This is a genomic window from Lishizhenia sp., assembly GCF_057456495.1.
On sequence record NZ_JBVCPV010000299.1, the window covers coordinates 1 to 2111 of the forward strand.

Annotated in this window: 2 protein-coding genes; both read left to right on the forward strand. The window is 37.9% G+C overall.

The annotated features are described in order from the left end of the window. Positions 1 to 340 (forward strand): POT-type proton-dependent oligopeptide transporter (locus AC22ZQ_RS14270; RefSeq protein WP_486756245.1); only part of this gene is annotated, 340 nt, incomplete at its 5' end. A gap of 11 nt (positions 341 to 351) precedes the next feature. Further along, positions 352 to 2111: peptide MFS transporter (locus AC22ZQ_RS14275; RefSeq protein ID WP_318959428.1), on the forward strand; the 1760-nt coding region annotated here is incomplete at its 3' end.

A 2111-nucleotide genomic window follows, 5' to 3' on the forward strand; every position in this document is an offset into this window, starting at 1 on the left:
AGTTTTTGCTTATCTATTACACACCATTGGTGAGTTATGTGCTTCACCAGTTGCATTATCTTTCATTACTAAATTGGCTCCGGTGAAGTACGCTTCTATTATGATGGGTACTTATTTCGCCATGACAGGATTTGGAAATAAACTAGCAGGTTTCTTAGGAGAGTCTGCTTCAGATTTAGGTGAATACACAATCTTCACCGGTATTGCAGTATTCTGTGCGATTTTTGGTTTCTTAATCATTGCTTTGAAAAAGAGATTGAAACAATTAACTCATGGTGCTGAGGATGACGAAGTAGAAATGCATGCGGATGACCAAGAAGTTTTAGATAACAACATTTAATTATAAATACAATGTCAACAGAAAAATCAACAATTTTTGATTCTAAAGTACTAGGGCACCCATCGGGCTTATTTGTACTTTTCTTTACAGAGATGTGGGAGCGTTTTTCATTCTACGGAATGCGAGTGCTTTTGATCAACTTCTTAACCATGGCGGCCATAGGGTACAACCCAGGTTGGGAATGGACAGCTGAAAATGCAGGTGCATTGTTCGGTACTTATGCAATGTTACTTTATGTTACTCCTATTATTGGAGGGATTATTGCCGATAAAATTACAGGGTACAGGGTTGCAGTTGTGATTGGTGCTATTATCATGACGCTAGGTCATGCCGCGATGGCGTTTGAAACGGAATTCTCTCTTTACTTAGGATTGGCATTATTGGTTATTGGTACAGGTTTCTTTAAGCCTACCATGACTTCTATCATTTCTGAGATGTATAAAGATGTTCCTGAGAAAAAGGACGGCGCTTACACTATATTTTACATGGGAGTAAATGCAGGTGCATTCTTCGGTATGTTATTGTGTGGTTACATCGCTGAGAAAGTTGGTTGGTCTTACGGATTTGGTTTAGCAGGTGTGTTCATGTTATTGGGTACTTTACAATTCTGGTTGTCTAAGCCTTTGTTTGGAGAAATTGGTGGTAAACCTAAAAAGTCAACTGAAGCAGATTTAGCACATGCTCCACTAGAAACAGAGGTGATTGATGATCACGCAACAGTTGCTAAAGGAGAAGATGATGCAGAGGATAAACCCAACCCATTTACCTTATTGGATAAAATATTAACGGTTATAAGTGTTTTAATTGGTATCGGTTATGCATTGAATGATCCAATGTCTAAGATTGCTGGTATTGACTTATTTGCCTGGTGTCAGGTTGGAGCATTAGAAGGACAATATGTTGCCGTTTCTTTCGGTTTGTTGGCTTTCTTGATATTAGTAGGAACACGTATTGCACGTTATTCTAGAATTGTTAGAGACAGAATGATAGCCTTTATCATTTTTGCCTTCTTCACAGTATTCTTCTGGATGTCATTTGAACAAGGTGCATCTTCTTTAATTATTGTAGCAAGAGATTATATCCAGCGTGAGTTAATTGGTGGTGCAGCACTTACTTTTAATGTTGTAAACGCTATCTTAACTTTAGTTCCATTAGGAATCATTACATACGTATTGTTCTTGTTAGCGAAGAAAACAGGAAAGAAAATCTTGGGTTCTAACTTGGTGTTAATTGTTTGTTTTGCTGGAGTTTGGGCTGTAGTAGGATGGATGTTAATTAGAGATTTCAACACCGTTGCACACGAAGTTACTTACAAGGCGGAGCAGATTGCTGTGATGGACGAAGAAACAAACACGCAAAAGAAAGACGATAAAGGGGAGTTGGTATTTGAATACAAAACAATTACCGATCAAACCAATGTTGAAGCAATCACGAACCCTATAGTTGAAAAATCTACGGTAATCGGTATTGCCAATAAAACAATTCCAGCTGGAGAAGAATTACACATGATTACAGAAAGTAATGATGGTTCTACTTTCGCATACATAGGGGACAAGAGACTAGAAGAAGCAATTAAAAGAGGAGAAGAGTTAGGTGTAAATAACGGAGTGATTACAACGACCGTTACAGAAGTGAAAGAAGACTGGGTACGTATTCCTGCATCTTGGTTCTCTATCTTAAACTCCTTCTTTATTATTGCGTTTGCATCTATCATTTCTAAATGGTGGGATTCTAAGTACAACCCTTCAGCATCTATGAAGTATGGTTTAGG